Genomic DNA, 18,505 nt, shown 5'->3' with positions numbered 1-18,505 from the left:
GACTCGTGGACGCGCACGCGATCGCGTGAGCGCGGGCCGGTTGCGTGAGCGTCGTGCCCCGGGTGTTGTCGAGGGAGGACGCGGTTGCGGTCGGCCCGGCGAACCTCGCAGGTGCCGCGGGCCCCTGTGAGCGCTGTGACGTCGGCCGCCGCGAATCTCGATCGCACCTCATGCTTGTCAGGTCTAGCCTGACAAGCATGACCGTGAGTATGGACGACGTCCTGACCCTCGACGTCTCGGCCGCCGCCCGCGCCGTGACCGCCGCCGCCGTCGCCGAGCTCGACCGGCACGCCGACGCGATCGCCGGCGTCCCGCCGCTGCCCGGCACCCCCGAGTGGGACGCCGAGGAGGGCACCGACGCCCCGGCACGCCGGGAGACGGCGTGGCAGCTCGCCGCGTTCCGGATCGCACTCGCCGCCGGGCTCGACCCGCTCCCGCAGCTGATCGGGCTGCGCCGCATCGGCGTCAGCTGGGAGACGATCGGCGGTGCCGCAGGCATCACCCGGCAGTCGGCGCACGAGCGCTGGGCTGGACGGGTCGCCGCCGTCCTCGACCGGAGCTGAGTCGTTGCCGCGCGGAACCCGGCTCACGATCCCGACCTGCGGAGAATGAGGACCTCGTAACGCCCGTGTCATCGCGGGCCGCCTGCCCGTAACTCCCCGTTCCTACCGTCGAACACCATGAGCAGGCGCGTGGTGGTGATCGGGCACGGCATGGTCGGTGCCCGGTTCGCCGAGGAGATCCGTCGCCGGGACCCGGACGGCGGGCGCGTCGCGCTGACCGTGCTCGGGGCCGAGTCGCGGCCGGCGTACAACCGGGTGCTGCTCTCCACCGTGCTCGCCGGCGGCCTGAAGCCCGCGATGGTGTCGTTGCACCCGGACGGCTGGGCCGAGGCGAACGGCGTCGACCTGCACACCGGGGTCGCCGCCGTCGCGATCGACCGCGACGCGCGCGTCGTGCACGGCGCGGACGGTTCCACCCACCCCTACGACGAGCTGGTGCTGGCCACCGGATGCCGGGCCTGGCTCCCACCGGTCGACGGGCTCGCCGAGGACGGGGACGGCGCTCCGGCCCGTGGCGTGAGCCTGTTCCGCGACCTCGACGACTGCGAGCGCATCCTGGCCGCGGCCGCGCCGGGTGCCCGGATCGCCGTCGTCGGCGGCGGGTTGCTCGGGGTGGAGGCCGCCCGTGGGCTGGCCGGGCGCGGTGTCGCCGTCACCCTGGTCCACCCGCGCGGGCACCTGATGGAACGCCAGCTCGACACCGGTGCCGCCGCGGTGCTCGGCGACGCGCTGCGCGAGCTCGGCGTCGACGTGCGCTGCGGCGTCGCGGCCAAGGCATGGAACCCCGACCTCGGGCTGGACTGCGACGACGGCACCCGGATCGCCGCGGACGCCGTCGTCGTCGCGGCCGGGGTCCGTGCCGAGACCGGGCTGGCGCGGGCCGCCGGGCTCGCCGTCGACCGCGGGATCCTCGTCGACGACCGCCTCGCCACCGACGACGGCCGGGTGCACGCCATCGGCGACTGCGCCCAGCACGCCGGGGCCGCCGCCGGCCTCGTCCAGTCCGGCTGGGAGCAGGCCGCGGTGCTCGCCGACCTGCTCACCGGGACCGACCCGGCGGCGCGCTACCGCGGCACCCGCCCGGTGACCCGGCTCAAGGCCGCCGGCATCGACCTGGCCGCCGTCGGTGACGTCGGCGCCGGGGACGAGACCGTGGCCGTCTCGGACCCGCGCCGCGGCCGATACGGGACCCTCGTGCTGCGCGACGACCGCGTCGTCGGCGCCATCCTGCTGGGCCTGCCCGACGCCGCTGCGTCGATCATCGAGCTCTACGACTCCGCCGCGCCCGCACCGGAGGACCGGCTCGCGCTGCTGCTCGGCCGCGCGCTGCCCGGCGGCGCCACCGAGGCCGCCGACCCGTCCCGGATGCCCGGCTCGGCGGTCGTCTGCCGCTGCAACACCGTCACCAAGAACGCGCTGGTCACCGCGTGGCGCGAGGGCGCCCGCGACGCCGACGCGCTCCGTCGCCGCACCCGCGCCGGCACCGGCTGCGGCAGCTGCACCGGCACCGTGTGCGGCATCTCCGACTGGCTGACCGAGTCCGATCCGCCGCAGGAGACCGCGGCATGAGGGAGGAACACAGGATGCATCTCGTCGTCGTGGGCAACGGGATGGTCGGGCACCGGCTGGTCGCCGCCGTGCGGGACCGCGACACCCCGGGGGACTGGGAGATCACCGTCCTCGGCGAGGAGTCCCGCCGTGCCTACGACCGGGTCGCCCTGTCGTCCTACGTGGACGGGAAGTCCGAGGAGGAGCTCCGGCTCGACGACGACGGCCTGCGCGACGACCCGCTGGTCACCTACCACCTCGGCGACGCCGTCTCGGGCGTCGACCGGGACGCCCGCCGGGTCACCACGCAGTCGGGCCGGACACTGGACTACGACGCGCTCGTCCTGGCCACCGGCTCCTACCCGTTCGTGCCGCCGGTCGAGGGCAGGGACCTGCCCGGCTGCTTCGTCTACCGCACGCTCGACGACCTGGACGCGATCAAGGAGGCGGCTGCCGCCGCCGTCGCGAACCCGGCGCGCAGGGGCCGGCCGTCGGCGATCGTCGTCGGCGGCGGGCTGCTGGGACTCGAGGCGGCCCGCGCGATGCGGCTGCTCGGGCTGTCCCCGCAGGTCGTGGAGATCGCACCCCGGCTGATGCCGGTGCAGGTCGACGACGGCGGCGGCGCGCTGCTGCACCGGCTGGTCGCCGAGCAGGGGATCTCCGTGCGGACCGGGGTGTCGCTGAACGGCGTCGCGCAGGACCGGAACCGGCTGGTCGCCACGCTGTCCGACGGCGTCGAGCTGGACGCCGACCTCGTCGTCTTCTCCGCCGGCATCCGGGCCTCCGACGGGCTCGCCCGAGCCTGCGACCTGCCGGTCGGCGAGCGCGGCGGGATCCTGGTCGACGCCCGTTGCCGGACGTCCGACGAGCACGTGTGGGCGATCGGCGAGTGCGCCGCGCTGGACGGGCGCACCTACGGCCTGGTCGCGCCGGGCTACGCGATGGCCGAGGTCGTCGCCGACCGGCTGCTCGGCGGGCAGGCGAGCATGACGCCCGAGGAGCTGGACATGTCCACCCAGCTCAAGCTGCTCGGCGTCGACGTCGCCAGCTTCGGGGACGCGCACGCGACCACCGAGGGGGCGCTGGAGATCGTCGTCAACGACCCGGTCGCGGCCACCTACTCGAAGCTGGTCGTCTCGGACGACGCGTCCACGCTGCTCGGTGGTGTCCTGGTCGGCGACGCGTCCCGCTACGGGGCGCTGCGCCCGCTGGTCGGCTCGGCACTGCCCGAGGACCCGGTCACGCTGATCTCGAAGGGCGGCGCGGAGCCGGACGCGGGTGCGCTGCCGGACTCGGCGCAGATCTGCTCCTGCAACGCCGTCACCAAGGGACAGCTCTGTGCGGCGATCGGCGACGGCGCGCACACCGTCCCGGAGCTGAAGTCCTGCACCCGGGCGGGCACGACCTGCGGGTCCTGCGTGCCGACCCTGGCGAAGATCCTCGCCCAGCAGGGCGTCGAGGTCTCGAAGGCGCTGTGCGAGCACTTCGGCCACTCCCGCGCGGAGCTGTTCGAGATCGTCGCCGGAGCCGGGATCTCCTCGTTCTCCGAGCTGATCGCGCGCCACGGCCGCGGCGCGGGCTGCGACATCTGCAAGCCGGTGGTCGCCTCCATCCTCGCCACCCTCGGGAACGGCCACATCCACGACGGCGAGCAGGCCACGCTGCAGGACACCAACGACCACTTCCTGGCGAACATGCAGCGCAACGGGACCTACTCGGTCGTCCCTCGGATCGCCGGTGGGGAGGTCACCCCCGAAGGCCTGATCGTGATCGGCGAGGTGGCCCGGGACTACGGGCTCTACACCAAGATCACCGGCGGGCAGCGGATCGACATGTTCGGCGCCCGCGTCGAGGACCTGCCCGCGATCTGGTCGCGACTCGTCGAGGCCGGGTTCGAGTCCGGGCACGCCTACGGCAAGTCGCTGCGCACCGTGAAGTCGTGTGTCGGGACGACCTGGTGCCGCTACGGCGTGCAGGACTCGGTCGGGATGGCCGTCGAGCTGGAGCTGCGCTACCGGGGCCTGCGCAGCCCGCACAAGCTCAAGTCCGGGGTCTCGGGCTGCGCGCGCGAGTGCGCCGAGGCCCGCTCGAAGGACTTCGGGGTGATCGCCACCGAGACCGGCTGGAACCTCTACGTCGGCGGCAACGGCGGCTTCACCCCGCGGCACGCCGAGCTGCTGGTGTCCGACGTGGACTCCGGGACGCTGATCCGGACGATCGACCGGTTCCTGATGTTCTACGTCCGCACCGCCGAGCGGCTGCAGCGCACCGCGCCGTGGATCGAGGCGATGGAGGGCGGGCTGGACCACCTGCGGGCCGTCGTCGTCGACGACTCGCTCGGCATCTGCGCCGACCTCGACGCCGCGATGGCCCGGCACGTCGAGTCCTACGCCGACGAGTGGGCCGGCGTCCTGAACGACCCGGCGAAGCTGGAGCGCTTCGTGTCCTTCGTCAACGCCCCCGGCACGCCGGACCCGACGGTCCGGTTCGTCGAGGAACGGGGGCAGAACGTCCCCGCTCCCGGGCGGCCCGACGAGCCCGTCCTCATCGGACTCCCGGAGGTGTCCTCGCGATGACCGCACAGCCCGTCACCGCCCCGTCGCAGGTCGCCGACCGCCGGCCCGTCGCCGCGGGTGAGGAGCCGGCCGACTGGCTGACGATCTGCCCGCTGCAGCGGCTGCAGCCCTTCCGCGGCGTCGCCGCGCTCGTCTCCGACGTCCAGGTGGCCGTGTTCCGGCACACCGATGATGCGCTGTTCGCGGTCGGCAACATCGACCCGTTCAGCGGAGCGGCGGTGATGTCGCGGGGCATCGTCGGGGACCGGGGAGGCGAACCGACCGTCGCGGGCCCGATCTACAAGCAGTCCTTCGCGCTGCGCGACGGCCGCTGCCTGGACGACGACGCTGTGAGCCTGCCCGCCTTCGCGGTCCGATGCGTGGGCGGGGCGGTCCAGCTGGGGATACGGTGACGGACCCGAACCGCCACACCACCACACGCGACCTCCCCGGGATCCCGGCCCCGCGGCCGGTGCCGGTCCCGCGGAGAACGGAGACCCCGGTGACCCGTCCCGCCGCCCGCGCGCCCGCCGGCCGCGAGAGCACGGCCACGGAGGCGCCCCAGCCCGTCCCGGCGCTGGCCGGCTTCACCGTCGGCATCACCGCGGCGCGGCGCGCCGACGAACTCGCCACCATGCTCGAACGGCGTGGCGCGACGATCCAGCACGGGGCGGCGCTCCGGATCGTCGCCCTGGCCGACGACGCCGACCTCGAGCGGCGTACCCGCGAGCTCGTCGCGTCGCCCCCGGACATCACCATCGCCACCACCGGCATCGGCTACCGGGGCTGGGTGGAGGCCGCTGACGGCTGGGGGCTCGGCGAGGACCTGCTCGCCGCGCTCGGCCGCTCGGAGATGCTCGCCCGCGGACCGAAGGCGCGCGGCGCGATCCGGGCGTCCGGCCTCGTCGATGCGTGGTCGCCGGAGTCGGAGTCCACCGCCGAGGTGCTCGAGCACCTGCTCGACCGCGGCGTGGAGGGGCGCCGGATCGCCGTTCAGCTGCACGGCGAACCGCTGCCCGACGTCGTCGACGCCCTGGAGCTCGCCGGCGCCGAGGTCGTCACGGTCCCCGTCTACCGGTGGGCGCCGCCGGCCGACATCGGCCCGCTGGACCGGCTGATCGACACCACCCTGGCCGGTGGGGTCGACATCCTGTCCTTCACCAGTGCCCCGGCCGCGGCCGGCATCCTGGCCCGGGCCGGCGAGCGCGGGCTGCGCGAGGGGCTGCTGACCGCGCTGCGCGGACCGGTCATGGCGCTGTGCGTCGGGCCGGTCACCGCGGCGCCGCTGGAGGCGCTCGACATCCCGACCGTGCAGCCGCAGCGCTCCCGGCTCGGCGCCATGGTCCGGACCTGCGAGGCGGCCGCACCGAACCTGGCCCGGACGCTGCCGGTCGCCGGCCACGAGCTGGAGCTGCGCGGGCACGCGGTGCTCGTCGACGGCCGGCTCTGCGCGCTCCCGCCGACGCCGATGGCACTGCTGCGGGTGCTGGCCCGCCGTCCCGGTCGGGTCGTCTCGCGGGCCGAACTGCTCGCCGCGCAGCCCGGCGCCGCCGCGGACGAGCACGCCGTGGAGAACGCGATCGCCCGGCTGCGCGCGGCGCTCGGCGTCCCCGCGCTGGTGCAGACGGTCGTGCGCCGCGGCTACCGGCTGGCGCTCGAGCCCGGGCACGGCGGGCACTGCGCGGACGTCCCGGGGGGCGAACGATGAGCTCACCGCCGCTGTGTTCGCCGAGCGGCCCGCCGCTGTGCTCCTCGAGCGGCCCGCCGCTGTTGCTGGTGGCGCACGGGTCGCGGTCCGACGCCGCCGACGCCGTCGTCCGGTCGCTGGCGGGCGCCGTCGCCGCGCACGGGCCGCAGGTCGAGGTCTGCTACGTCGACGTCCGCGGCCCGAAGGTCGTCGACGCCGTCAGCTCGCTGCAGGACCGCGGGTACGACGGCGCCGTCGTCGTCCCGGCGTTCCTCGCCGCCGGCTACCACGTGCGGGTCGACCTGCCCGCCCAGCTCGCCGAGGCCGGCGCCGACCCGGCCCGGTTCCGGACGACGCCCGCGATGGGCCCCGACCCGCTGCTCGCCGCGGCGGCGCTGGACCGGTTGCGCGCCGCCGGGTACCGCGACGGCGACGCCGTCGTGCTGGCCGCCGCCGGATCGTCGGACGCCTCGGCCGTGGCGCAGGTCCGGCTCGCCGCCGGGATGCTGTCGTCGCTGGTCGGGCGCAAGGTCCGGGTGGGGTTCGCCGCGACCGGCACCCCGACGGTGTCCGCGCTGGTCGAGGGCCTGCACGCGGCGGGGGAGTCGCGGGTGGCGGTGGCCTCCTGGCTGCTCGCGCCCGGGGTGTTCCAGAACCGGCTGCTCGACTCGGGCGCCGAGGTCGTCGCCGACCCGCTGGGCGTGCACGACGACGTCGTCCGCGCCCTGCTGGACCGCTACACCGCCGGTGCCGCCGAGATCGCCCGCGCGGCCTGAGAGGGCTGATTTCGCCGGCTCGCGACGACCCTGGTGTGCCACTCGGGGCCGCGATGGGCACGATGGCCGGGTGAGCGTGGCCGGATCCGAGCTGGTGGCCCGGTTGCGGACGGCCGGGTGCGTGTTCGCCGAGGACGAAGCGGACCTGCTGTGCGCGGCCGCCGTCTCCGGTCCCGAGCTGGAGTCGCTGGTCGCCCGCCGGGTCGCGGGCGAACCCCTGGAGCACCTGCTCGGCCGGGTCTCGTTCGACGGCCTCGACATCCGGGTGGTGCCCGGGGTGTTCGTCCCGCGCCGCCGGTCCGAGGCCCTCGTGCACGCCGCGCTGCCGCTGCTGCGGCCGGGCTCCGTGCTGGTCGACCTGTGCTGCGGCTCCGGCGCGATCGGTGCCGCGATCGCCCGGCGGACACCGGTGGAGCTGCACGCCGCCGACCTCGACCCGGTCGCGACCACCTGCGCGGCGGACAACCTCGCCGGGATCGGCACGGTGCACACCGGCGACCTGTTCGACGCGCTCCCGCCGGATCTGCGCGGCCGGGTCGACGTGCTCGTCGCGAACACGCCCTATGTGCCGGCCGGGGCGGTCGCGGACATGCCGCGTGAGGCGCGGGACCACGAGCCGCGCACCGCCCTGGACGGTGGCGCCGACGGGCTCGACCCCGCCCGCCGGGTCGCGGCCGGCGCAGCGGAGTGGCTCGCGCCCGGTGGCACGCTGCTGATCGAGACGAGCCGGGCGCAGGCCCCGGTGCTGGTGCAGGTGTTCGGCCGGGCCGGGCTCGTAGCGGAGGCCGGTCGGGACGACGAGCGGGACGCGACCTGGGTCAGCGGGCTCCTGGCTCCCTGACCTGGGATTTCCTCGACGGGAGCGTCGACACGACCGGGCCGCTCCGGGCCCGCTTTGCTCTGCACACCGATACGCACCACGCGCCGAGGCCGCTGTGCTCTGCACCCTCCGGCGCACCACCGCCCCACGGCCATGATCCGCGTCCGTGGAGCCGAGGTGCCACTGAACCTGCATCAGGACTCCATGGAGACGGATCATGGCGCGGTCACCGGCGCCGGTGTTCCCGCGGCAGCCGCCCGTCGACCATCAGCACTCCCTCGGCCCGCAGCCGGGCGGCCTGCTCGGCGGCGATGTGCGGGGCCGCGGTCCCGTCGGCGCGGGTGACCCGGTGCCAGGGCAGGTCGCCGCCGTCCTCGGCGAGGATCCGCCCGACCAGCCGGGCGGATCGCAGCCCGGCAAGCTCGGCCACCTCGCCGTAGCTCAGCGTCTCCCCGGGCGGGATCGCCCGGACGACGTCCCGGACGCGCTCGACGGTCTCGGAGTCCACGCAGCGATCCTCCCGGCCGGGTCGCGGCGTCACTGTCGGGGGTCCGTGGTCGAATCGGTGCCGTGACCACCTCCCGGGAATCCACGGCGCCGCGCCTGGTCCGCGCCGTCGCGGGCCCGGCGCCGGCCCGGGAGTGGTCCGGCGCGGCGGCCCGGGTGCTGGCGCACGATCGCGGGCCGCTGCGGGTGCTCGGCGGCCCGGGGACCGGCAAGACCAGCCTGCTGCTCGACGCGATGGTCGAGAAGATCCGCGGCGGGGCGCCGCCGGGCTCGGTGCTGCTGCTGGTCGGTAGCCGGCGCGCCGCCGAGGAGCTGCGGGGCCGGCTCACGACCCTGCTCACCGCGGACGGCGGCGGGGCCGGCGGGGACTTCGGGGCCCGCACCACCCGGGAGCTGCTGGTGCGCACGGTGCACTCGTACGCGTTCGGGGTGCTGCGGTTGCACGCGGCGCGGCACGAGGACCCGCCGCCGCGGCTGCTGGCCTCGGCCGAGCAGGATGTCGTGGTCCGCGAGCTGCTCGCCGGGGAGATCGAGAACTGGAACGGCGCCGTCCCCGGGTCCGGCTGGCCGGAGCGGCTCGACCCGGCGCTCGGGCTGCCCGGGTTCGCCGCGGAGCTGCGTGAGCTGCTGCTCCGGGCCGCCGAGCGCGGGCTCGGCCCGGACGAGCTGGCCGGCCTCGGGCGCGCGCACGGGCGCGACGAGTGGATCGCCGCGGCCCGGTTCTTCCGCACCTACGAGCAGGTCACGCTGCTGCGCGGAGCCGCGGGCCGGGGTGCCCCGCAGGCCACCGCGCCGGCGCTGGACTCCGCCGAGCTCGTCGCCGCGGCGCTGGACGTGCTGGCCGCCGACCCGGGGTTGCGCGACCAGGAGCGGCAGCGGGTCCGGCACCTGCTGGTCGACGACGCGCAGGACCTCGACCCGCAGCAGATGGAGCTGGTCGCGGCGCTGGCCGCGGACGCCGGGTCGACGCTGCTGGCGGGCGACCCGGACCAGGCGGTGCTGACCTTCCGCGGTGCCGACCCGCAGGGACTGAACGCGGTCGACGCCCCGACCGAGCTGCTCACGATCGACCACCGGCAGCAGGCCGGGGTGCGCGCCGCCGGGCTGCGGATCGCGGCCCAGCTGCCCGGCGCGGGGCGGACGCGGACCCGCTGCGGGCCGGACGAGGCACCCTCGCCGGGGCACGGCGACGCCCCGGGGACCGCAGCGGGAACGGCGCCGGACGCGGCCACGGCACCCGCCGACGACGACGCCGTCCAGGTCCGGGTGTTCGGCTCCCCGTCGGCCGAGGCCGGCTGGATCGCCGACCGGCTGCGCCGCGCCCACCTGGTCGACGGCGTGCCCTGGTCGGAGATGGCGGTCCTGTCCCGTTCGGCCCGCCGCACCCTGCCCGCGCTGCGGCGCGCTCTGGCCGCCGCCGGGGTGCCGATCGCCGCCCCGCCGGACGAGGTGCCGCTGCCGCGCCAGCCCGCCGTCGTCCCGCTGTTGCTGGTGCTGCGGGCGGCGACGCGGCCGTCGTCGATCGACGCCGACCTCGCCGGCTCGCTGCTCACCTCCCCGCTCGGCGGGGGCGACCCGATGCGGATGCGCCGGCTGCGCCGCGGCCTGCTCCGGCTGCACGCCGCGGGTAGCGCAGGCGGACCGCGCATCGATACCGCCGCCGGGCACGACGTCCGCGTCCACCCCGACGACGAGAACCCCGAGTACGGCGAGGCCGATCCGGCCGCCGCGAGCAGCGACCCGCTGCTCGTCGAGATGCTGCGCGAGGCCGTCGACGGCCGGCCGGACCCGCTCGCGGTGCTGTCCCCGGCCGAGGGCGCCCCGATGCGCGACGTCGGCCGCCTGCTCGACACCGCTGCCCGCTCGATCACCGCGGGCGACTCGGTGGAGGACACGCTGTGGAAGGTGTGGCGGCGCACCGGGCTGGCGCGGCGCTGGAGCGAGGCCAGCGGCCGCGGCGGCCCCGGCGGGGCGGCCGCCGACCGGGACCTCGACGCGGTGCTCGCCCTGTTCGACGCCGCCGCCCGCTACACCGACCGGCTACCGGGGGCGAATGCCGCCGGGTTCCTGGAGTACCTCGCCGACCAGCAGCTGCCCGGGGAGACCCTCGCCCCGCAGGCCCCGCGTGGCGGCGCGGTCGAGCTGCTCACCGCGCACGGCGCCCGCGGTCGTGAGTGGACGGTCGTCGCCGTTCCGGGGGTGCAGGAGGGGCTGTGGCCGGACCTGCGGCTGCGCGGCAGCCTGCTCGGTCACGAGCAGCTCGTCGACCTGGTGGCGGGCGTCGCGGACCCCGGCGAGGCGGTCTCGCGGACGGCGCCGCTGCTCGCCGAGGAGCGCCGGCTGTTCCACGTCGCCTGTACCCGGGCCCGGCGACGGCTGCTGGTCAGCGCGGTCCAGGGCGAGGACGAGCAGCCCTCCCGTTTCCTCGACGAGCTCGACCCGCGCCCGGCCGACGCCGCCGAGTCGCGGCCGGTGCACCAGCCGGAACGCTCGCTGGTACTGGCCGAGCTGGTCGGCGAGCTGCGCCGGGCCGTCACCGACCCCGACCACGGCGACCCCGCGCGGGCCGCCCGCCGCCGGCGCGCCGCCACCCAGCTCGCCCGGCTCGCCGCCGACGACGTACCCGGCGCCCACCCCGACGACTGGTACGGCGTGGGCGAGCTCTCCGACACCGCGCCGCTGCGCGCCGACGGCGAGCTCGTGCCGATCTCGCCGTCGGACGTCGAGACGATCGCCGGCTGCCCGCTGCGCTGGGTGCTGTCCCGGCACGGCGGCGACGAGTCCGGTGCCCTCTCGGCGGTCACCGGCTCGCTGGTGCACGCACTGGTGCAGGCCCGGGCCGCGGGCGCCGACCCGGCGGAACTGGAGGGAGCGCTGCGGTCGGCGTGGCGCCGGCTCGACGCCGGCGCGCCCTGGTTCGGCCGCCGCGAGCTGGAACGGGTCCGGGCGATGCTCGCCGCGTTCGACGACTGGGTCCGCCGCAGCCGCGCCGAGGGGCTCGGCCTGGTCGCCGTCGAGCACCCGGTGCAGCTGGACCTGGAGGGTGACCTGCCACCGGCCTCGGCCGCGTCGCCGGACCAGCCGCTGGTCCCGCTGAGCGACGACCCGGAGGAGCCCCCGGCCGCGGGTGGCGGGGCCGCCCGGGCCGCCCGCCGGATCCGGCTGCGTGGCCGGGTCGACCGGCTCGAACGCGACGACCAGGGCCGGCCGGTCGTCGTCGACGTCAAGACCGGCAAGACCGCGACGTCCACCCGGGCGACCGCCGAGCACCACCAGCTGGCCGTCTACCAGGTGGCCGCCTCGCTCGGGGCGTTCGACGACGTCGTCGGCGCGGGCTCCGGACCGGGCGGGGCCCGGCTGCTGTTCCTCGCCGACCGGAAGGCGAGCGGCGAGGCGAAGGAGCCACGGCAGGACCCGCTGCGGCCCGAGGAGCTGGGGCACTGGCGCGACGTGCTGGCCCGCTGCGCCGAGGACTCCGCCGGCGCGGTGTTCGTCGCGCGCGCCGGGCCCGACTGCGACCGCTGCCCGGTCCGTACGAGCTGCCCGGTGGTCGAGTCGGGCCGCTCCGTGGTGGACGGTTGAGTCAGCTCGACGCGGGCGGCACGGCCCGGGTGGCGCGGCGATCGGCCACCCGGTCGATCAGCAGCGCCGACCCGAGCCCGATCGCGACCGCGGTGCAGAACCCGCCGACGGTGTCGGTGGCGTAGTGCGCCCCGACCCGCACCATCCCCGCGCCGACCGCACCGCCCGCGGCCAGGGTGAGGGCGGCGAGTACCGCCACGGCCGGACCGGGCCGCGTCATCCGCAGCAGACCGATCAGCAGCACCGCCGCGACCAGACCGATCGCGACCGCACCGCCGGTGTGCCCGCTCGGGTAGGCGTAGCCGGGTTCGAAGGCGCCGATCGTGCGGCCGATCACGGGCTTGAGGACGGTCGTCGCGACCCCGGTCAGTCCCGGTGCGACCACGGCCAGCAGCGCCGCGCGCGGCCGGCGCAGCAGCAACGCGGTCCCGGCGAGGGTCACCGCCCAGAGCACCACCGACTCGGGCGTGCCGAAGGTGATCGCGCGGGCCAGCAGGGCGCCGGGCAGGTGCGGGAGCGCCTCGACGACGGCATCGGCCCGGTCGTCGACCCGCCCTGCTGCGGCGTTGCCGGCGTAGCGGGCCGCCAGCACCCCGAAGACCGTCAGTGCGACGGCGACGAGCACCGGTGCCGGCCGGCGCAGCGGCCCCAGCAGGGAGGGAGGGGAATCGCCGCGCACCGGATCGAGAGTAGCGACCTCCGCCCTCAGCGGAGCCCGAGCGCGGACGCCAGCCGCCGCAGGTCCGGTTCGGGGTCGCGCATGCCGGCGGTGACCACCTGCGCGCAGACGTGGTCGGCGCCGGCGTCGAGGTGCTCGGTCAGCCGGGCCGCGACCTGCTCCGCGCTACCGTGCGCGACCAGGGCGTCGATCAGTGCGTCGCTGCCGCCGTCGGCGATGTCCTCGTCGCTCCAGCCGAGCCGGCGCAGGTTCGTCGTGTAGTTGCGCAGTCCGAGGTAGGGCTTCTCCACCGCGGGCCGGCCGAGCGTGCGGGCGGCCACCGGATCGTCGTCCAGGACGACCTTGTGCTCCGGCGCGAGCAACGACCCCGGCCCGAGCCGCTCGCGGGCGCTGCGGGTGTGCTCGGGCGTCGTCAGGTAGGGGTGCGCGCCGGCGGTGCGGTCACGGGCGAGGTCGAGCACCTTGGGGCCCAGCGCGGCGAGGACCCGCCCCTGCACCGGTACGTCGAGGGCGTCGAGCCGGTCCAGGTACTCGACGACCGTGGCGTACGGACGGGTGTAGTCGCTCGTCGCCTCCGGGTGCCCGACGCCGACGCCGAGCAGGAACCGGTCCGGGTGCTTCCCCGCGACCCGCTCGTAGGACGGCGCGACCTCGTCGGCGGGCGTCGACCACATGTTGACGATGCCGGTCGCGACGACCAGCGAGCCGGTCGCGTCCAGCATGTCCTCGGCCAGCTGGAGGTCGCCGGGCGGCGACCCGCCGATCCAGACGGTGCCGAACCCGAGCGACTCGATCTCGCGGGCCAACTCGGGCGACAGGCCCGATGCGTGCCGCCAGACTCCGTACCGGCCGAGGGAGACAGTCATGCGAGTGGTTACCACCGCGTGGCCCGGATCATTCCCGGCTCTACGATGACGGCTCCGTGGCGCGGTGCGTACCGGTGAGCCTGGCGCGGTGCGTACCGGTGAGCAGAGCAAAGGAAAGGCTGGACGTGCAGTGATCGACCTCAAAGCGGCCCGACAGGACCCGGACACCGTCCGCGCGGCACTCTCCCGTCGCGGCGCGTCCGCGGACTTCGACGCCCTGCTCGAGGTCGACGTCCGGTGGCGCGAGCTGACCGACCGCGTCGGCTCGCTGCGCGCAGCGGCGAAGCAGCGCCCCAAGGGCAGGCCGACCCCGGAGCAGATCGAGCAGTTCACCCGGGAGAAGGAGGAGCTGCGGGCCACCGAGGAGCAGCTCGCCGAGGCCGACGCCGAGCGCACCACGCTGCTCGCCCGGATCCCGAACCTGCCCGACCCGACCGCCGCCGACGGGATGGCGGAGGAGGACGCGGTCACCGTCCGGACGTGGGGGGAGCCGCCGTCGTTCGACTTCACCCCGCGCGACCACCTGGACCTGGCGTCGTCCACCGGGCGGGTGGACATGGTCCGCGGCGCGCGGCTGGCCGGGTCGCGCTTCGCCTACCGGTTCGGTGACGTCGCGATGCTGGAGATGGCGCTGTTCCGGTTCGTGATGGACCGCCTCGCCGGTGAGGGCTTCGTCCCGGTCCTCGGCCCGGTGCTGGCGAACGAGAAGTCGATGTACGGCACCGGCTTCCTGCCGACCGAGGCGTCGAACCTCTACGAGCTGGAGAAGGACGGCCTGTACCTGACCGGCACGTCCGAGGTCGCGCTCGCCGGGATCCACATGGACGAGATCGTCGACCTGGACACGCTGCCGGCGCGCTACGTAGCGTTCTCGACGAACTTCCGGCGTGAGGCCGGGGCCGCCGGCAAGGACACCAAGGGCATGTTCCGGGTGCACCAGTTCGACAAGGTCGAGATGTTCGTCTACTGCCTGCCCGAGCAGTCCCGCGAGATCCACGAGCAGCTCCTCGCCTACGAGGAGTCGATCGTGCAGGACCTCGGCCTGCCCTACCGGGTGCAGAACATCTCGGTCGGCGACCTGGGCAACCCGGCTGCGAAGAAGTACGACATCGAGGCCTGGTTCCCCGCGCAGCAGCGCTACCGGGAGATCACTTCCTGCTCGAACACCACCGACTACCAGGCACGACGGCTGAACATCCGGTTCCGCCGCGAGGCGGGCGCGCCCACCGAGAACGTCCACACCCTCAACGGGACAGGTGCCACCGCCCGGGCGATGCTCGCGATCATGGAGAACTTCCAGGACGAGCGCGGCACCGTCGCCGTCCCCGAGGTGCTGCAGCGGCACGGCGCCCCGGCCACGGTCGGCACCCCGCCCGCCTGACCGCCCCCGCCGCCGAGCAGCCCGGGCGGCGACGCTGTCGGGGGCGGGCGGTAGAACATCGGCATGGACCCCACCCCCGCCGAGCTCGCGACGGCGCTGGGGCTGCACCCGCCGACCGCCGAGCAGGCCGAGGTGGTCGCGGCCGCCGACGGGCCGGCGCTGGTCGTGGCCGGGGCCGGGGCCGGCAAGACCGAGACGATGGCCGCGCGGGTCGTCTGGCTGGTCGCGACCGGCCGGGTGCTGCCCGAGCAGGTCCTGGGCCTCACCTTCACCCGCAAGGCCGCCCAGCAGCTCGGCACCCGCGTGCGGTCGCGGCTGCGCCGGCTCGCCGGCTCGCGGCTGCTCGACGACCTCGACCCCACCGGGGCCCGGCGGGCCGCGCTGCTGGCGGGGGAGCCCACCGTCTCCACCTACCACGCCTACGCCGGCCGGCTCGTCGGCGAGCACGCGCTGCGGCTGCCCGCCGAGCCCGCCGACCGGCTGCTCAGCCCGACCGCGACCTGGCAGCTCGCGCACCGCGTCGTCTCCACCTGGGCGGCCGACCTGGAGATCGACCGGGTCCCGGCCACCGTGACCGGCTACCTGCTCGCGCTCGCCGGGGAGATGGGCGAGCACCTGGTCGACGCCGAGGCCATCGAGCGGTTCAGCGAGCGGGTACTGCCGGTGCTGGTGCACGCCCCGCCCGGCAAGCGCCAGCGCACCGAACCCTCGGCGGGCTACAAGGCCCGGGTCGCCGGGCAACGGATGCGCCTCGAGCTGCTGCCGCTGGTCGCGGAGTTCGCCCGCCGCAAGCAGGCCGCGCAGGCGATGGACTTCTCCGACCAGATGGCCCTGGCGGCCCGGATCGGCGAGGCCGACCCGGAGGTGGGCCGGATCGAGCGCGACCAGTACCGGGCCGTGCTCCTCGACGAGTACCAGGACACCGGCCACGCGCAGCGGGTGCTGCTGCGCGCGCTGTTCGGCGTGCCGCCGGGTCTCGCGCCCGACCCGCCGGACCCCGCGGCCGGGCACCGCTCGGTGACGGCGGTCGGCGACCCGTGCCAGTCGATCTACGGTTGGCGCGGGGCGAGCGCGGGGAACCTCGCCCGGTTCCGCACCGACTTCCCCACCGGTCACGGCGATCCGGCGCCGGTGCACGGCCTGCTCACCAGCTTCCGCAACCCGGCCGAGGTGCTGATCCTGGCCAACCGGGCCTCCGAGCCGCTCCGCACCGCGCCCGGCACCGTCCGGGTCGGGGAGCTGCGCCCGCTCGACGGCGCCGGCCCCGGCGACGTCCGGGCCGCACTGCTGCCCGACGTCGCGACCGAGATCGACTGGGTCGCCGACGGCGTCGCGACCCGCTGGCACGCCCGCGTCGCCGACGCCGGGAAGCCGCCGACCGCCGCGGTCCTGGTGCGCCGTCGCGCCGACATGGACGCGCTCGCCGCCGCGCTGCGCGACCGCCACGTGCCCGTCGAGGTGGTCGGGCTGGGCGGGCTGCTGTCCACCCCGGAGGTACGGGACCTGGTGTCGGCGCTGCGGGTGGTGTCCGACCCGCTGGCCGGGCCGTCGGCGGTGCGGCTGCTCACCGGGCCGCGCTGGCGGCTCGGCATCTCGGACCTGGCGGCGCTGTGGCAGCGGGCCCGCGAGCTCGTCCCGCGGCGCCCGGCCCGGCCCGGCCCGCTCACCCCGCAGGAGCTGGCGCTCGGTGCCCTGCCCGGCGACGAGGCCGAGCAGGCCGGCCTGGTCGACGCGCTCGACGATCCCGGCGGTCCGGAGCGCTACTCCGCCACCGGGTTCGACCGGATCACGCGGCTCGGCCGGGAGCTGGGCCACCTCCGGGCGCGGGCCGCGGCACCGCTGGCCGACCTGGTCGCCGACGTCGAACGGACCCTGCTGCTGGACGTGGAGACGCTGTCCCGGCCGGGCGGCACCGGACGGATGCACCTGGACGCGTTCGCCGACGTCGTCGCCGAGTTCGCCACCGGGGCGGACGTGCCCTCGCTGCCCGCGTTGCTCGACTACCTCGACACCGCCGAGCAGGCCGAGAACGGTCTCGCCCAGCCCGAGGTCGACGTCTCCGAGCAGGCGCTGCAGATCCTCACCGTGCACGCCGCGAAGGGCCTGGAGTGGGAGATCGTCGCGGTCCCGCACCTGGTCGCGCAGGTCTTCCCCGGCCGCAAGCAGTCCGGCAGCTGGCTCCGCGATCCCTCGGAGCTACCGGTGCCGCTGCGCGGCGACGCCGACGACCTCCCCGGCCTGGACCTCCCCCCGGCCGGCGCGGACCGCAAGCAGGTCGAGGGCGCCCTCGACGACCACGACGACGCACTCGACGAGCGGCGGCTCGCCGAGGAGCGGCGACTGTTCTACGTCGCGCTCACCCGCGCCGAGGTCACGCTGCTGCTGTCCGGGCACCGGTGGCCGGCGACGGGGGAGCGGCCCAGGGAGCCCTCGGCCTTCCTCGAGGAGGTGCACGAGGTCCTGAGTGGACCCGGCGGGTCCGAGGTGGGCACCGTCGAGCAGTGGGCCCCGCCGCCGGAGGCCGACACCGGCAACCCCGCGCTCGGCGTCGAGCGCACCGGGCAGTGGCCCCCCGACCCGTTCGGCGACCGTGCCGACGACGTCCGGACCGGGGCCGAACTGGTCCGCGCCGCACTGCGGGCCCGGGCACCGAAGCGGCCCCGGAAGGGAAAGCGGCCCGCGCCCGACCAGCTCACGCTGGAGCTGCCCGAGCCACAGCCGGACGGCCCCGGGCACACCGGCGACGACCTGCCCGCGTCCGCGCCGGACGACGGGCTCGGCGACCCGGAGGGCTGGGCCGCCGACGTCGACGTCCTGCTCGCCGAGCGGGCCGCCGCCGCGGAGCGACCGGCCGTCGCGCTGCCGGGGCGGCTGTCGGTGAGCCGGCTGGTCGAGCTCGCCGACGACCCGGACGCGCTCGCGACCCGGCTGCGCCGCCCGGTCCCGTTGCCGCCCAACCCGCACGCCCGCCGGGGGACCGCGTTCCACGCCTGGCTGGAACAGCGGTTCGGCGCCGAGCGCCTGCTCGACCTCGACGAGCTGCCCGGGGCCGCCGACGAGTCGGTGGTCTCGGAGACCGATGCCGAGGAGCTGGCGGAGCTGCAGGCCGCGTTCGAGGCGTCCGAGTGGGCGGACCGCAAGCCCGTCGACGTCGAGGTGTCGTTCGAGACGGTGCTCGCCGGGGTGTCGGTGCGCGGCCGGATGGACGCGGTGTTCGCCGACCCGGACGGCGGCTGGACCGTCGTGGACTGGAAGACCGGCAGCCCGCCCGCCCCGGGCCGCGAGCATGCCGTCGGTGTGCAGCTGGCCGCGTACCGGCTGGCCTGGGCCGCCTTGCAGGAGGTGCCGGCCGGGCGGGTGCGGGCGGCGTTCCACTACGTCCGCGACGGCGTCACCCTGCGCCCCGCCGACCTGCTCGACGCCGACGGGCTGCGCGCGCTCGTCGCGGGCGTCCCGGTGGGGTGATCGTGACCGCGACGGAGTAGCGGAAGCCGATCACGACCCACCACATGCCGCGAGCCCGCGCCCCGGGACATCGGGA

General features: G+C 76.1%; 13 protein-coding genes. 10 read left to right on the top strand and 3 right to left on the bottom strand.

Features of this window, described 5'->3' with window-relative positions; translation table 11 throughout:
- Positions 1–197 precede the first annotated feature (197 nt).
- The 7 genes from WIS52_RS13570 to WIS52_RS13540 all read left to right on the top strand — a co-directional run bounded on the left by WIS52_RS13570 (position 198) and on the right by WIS52_RS13540 (position 7,970).
- Positions 198–563 carry a hypothetical protein gene (locus WIS52_RS13570; protein ID WP_349298574.1) on the top strand — a complete coding sequence of 122 codons (366 nt, stop codon included), beginning with the start codon at positions 198–200 and terminating at the stop codon, positions 561–563.
- Between the two features lie 117 nt (positions 564–680).
- On the top strand, positions 681–2,132 hold the full coding sequence (locus WIS52_RS13565) for an FAD-dependent oxidoreductase (protein ID WP_349298573.1): 1,452 nt from the start codon (positions 681–683) through the stop codon (positions 2,130–2,132).
- Positions 2,129–4,687, top strand: coding sequence for a nitrite reductase large subunit NirB (nirB, locus tag WIS52_RS13560; RefSeq protein ID WP_349298572.1), 2,559 nt, complete (start codon positions 2,129–2,131; stop codon positions 4,685–4,687). The genes WIS52_RS13565 and nirB overlap by 4 nt, the downstream gene beginning before the upstream one ends.
- Positions 4,684–5,079 (top strand): nitrite reductase small subunit NirD, encoded by a 396-nt coding sequence (gene nirD / locus WIS52_RS13555; protein ID WP_349298571.1) that lies wholly within the window; start codon positions 4,684–4,686, stop codon positions 5,077–5,079. Before nirB ends, nirD begins: the two co-directional genes overlap by 4 nt.
- An 89-nt stretch (positions 5,080–5,168) precedes the next feature.
- Positions 5,169–6,374 carry a uroporphyrinogen-III synthase gene (locus WIS52_RS13550; protein ID WP_349298570.1) on the top strand — a complete coding sequence of 402 codons (1,206 nt, stop codon included), beginning with the start codon at positions 5,169–5,171 and terminating at the stop codon, positions 6,372–6,374.
- Positions 6,371–7,129 (top strand): sirohydrochlorin chelatase, encoded by a 759-nt coding sequence (locus tag WIS52_RS13545; RefSeq protein WP_349298569.1) that lies wholly within the window; start codon positions 6,371–6,373, stop codon positions 7,127–7,129. Before WIS52_RS13550 ends, WIS52_RS13545 begins: the two co-directional genes overlap by 4 nt.
- Before the next feature lie 76 nt (positions 7,130–7,205).
- Complete coding sequence (locus WIS52_RS13540; RefSeq protein ID WP_349298906.1) at positions 7,206–7,970, top strand: putative protein N(5)-glutamine methyltransferase; 765 nt, start codon at positions 7,206–7,208, stop codon at positions 7,968–7,970.
- Between the two features lie 205 nt (positions 7,971–8,175).
- Here the strand turns inward: WIS52_RS13540 and WIS52_RS13535 are convergent, their stop codons facing one another.
- On the bottom strand, positions 8,176–8,457 hold the full coding sequence (locus WIS52_RS13535; RefSeq protein WP_349298568.1) for an MGMT family protein: 282 nt from the start codon (positions 8,455–8,457) through the stop codon (positions 8,176–8,178).
- 62 nt (positions 8,458–8,519) lie between these two features.
- Between WIS52_RS13535 and WIS52_RS13530 the strand changes: the two genes are divergently transcribed.
- Positions 8,520–12,038, top strand: a complete 3,519-nt coding sequence (locus WIS52_RS13530; RefSeq protein WP_349298567.1) for an ATP-dependent helicase — start codon at positions 8,520–8,522, stop codon at positions 12,036–12,038.
- A 1-nt stretch (position 12,039) separates the two neighbouring features.
- Here the strand turns inward: WIS52_RS13530 and WIS52_RS13525 are convergent, their stop codons facing one another.
- Positions 12,040–12,717 carry a phosphatase PAP2 family protein gene (locus WIS52_RS13525; RefSeq protein ID WP_349298566.1) on the bottom strand — a complete coding sequence of 226 codons (678 nt, stop codon included), beginning with the start codon at positions 12,715–12,717 and terminating at the stop codon, positions 12,040–12,042.
- 26 nt (positions 12,718–12,743) lie between these two features.
- Entirely contained in the window at positions 12,744–13,583 is an 840-nt protein-coding gene (locus tag WIS52_RS13520; RefSeq protein ID WP_349298565.1) for an LLM class F420-dependent oxidoreductase, read from the bottom strand.
- Between the two features lie 130 nt (positions 13,584–13,713).
- Here WIS52_RS13520 and serS point away from each other — a divergent pair, with 130 nt between their 5' ends.
- Together serS and WIS52_RS13510 are read left to right on the top strand one after the other, a co-directional pair.
- Entirely contained in the window at positions 13,714–14,964 is a 1,251-nt protein-coding gene (gene serS / locus WIS52_RS13515) for a serine--tRNA ligase (protein WP_349298564.1), read from the top strand.
- 63 nt (positions 14,965–15,027) lie between these two features.
- A complete protein-coding gene (locus tag WIS52_RS13510; RefSeq protein WP_349298563.1) occupies positions 15,028–18,429 on the top strand; it encodes an ATP-dependent helicase in 3,402 nt (1,133 codons plus the stop codon).
- Positions 18,430–18,505: the final 76 nt, after the last annotated feature.

It is taken from the genome of Pseudonocardia nematodicida (genome assembly GCF_040105385.1).
Classification (GTDB): Bacteria; Actinomycetota; Actinomycetes; order Mycobacteriales; family Pseudonocardiaceae; genus Pseudonocardia; species Pseudonocardia nematodicida.
This window is presented reverse-complemented; position numbering and strand designations above follow the sequence as displayed.